Origin of the sequence: Rhodococcus sp. IEGM 1379 (assembly GCF_030056815.1) — a bacterium.
GTDB lineage: Bacteria > Actinomycetota > Actinomycetes > Mycobacteriales > Mycobacteriaceae > Rhodococcus_F.
This window is the reverse complement of the sequence record NZ_JASHKR010000215.1, coordinates 1-297: the sequence shown is the minus strand read 5'-3', so window position 1 is coordinate 297 and position 297 is coordinate 1. Positions and strand designations below refer to the sequence as shown.

General features: G+C 59.9%; 1 protein-coding gene. It reads right to left on the bottom strand.

Going from position 1 to position 297, the window contains the following annotated elements:
* The coding region (locus QM600_RS29565) for an Ig-like domain-containing protein (RefSeq protein WP_283265336.1) at positions 1 to 297 on the bottom strand (297 nt) is incomplete at both ends.

Sequence of the window (297 nt, the reverse complement as noted above, 5' to 3'; positions counted from 1 at the left end):
CACAGCATTAGCCGGAGTCACCGTCGCCGTCAGATCAACAGCCACATCCGTCGTCCCCGCAGCCGGAACAACCAGCACCAAAGACGTTTCCACATCAACCGGAGCCAGATTAGACACCGTCACCGTCTGAGCCGAAGCCGACGAACCCACAAACCCTGCCGCCGGCAAGAAGTCCGCCGTCACAACCTCCGCACCCGCGGAAGCAAACGTATGCGCCAGAGTCGCAACACCATTCGATATGGCAGCAGTACCGATTTCAGAACCGGCAACCTTGAACGAGACCGTGCCCGCAGCAGA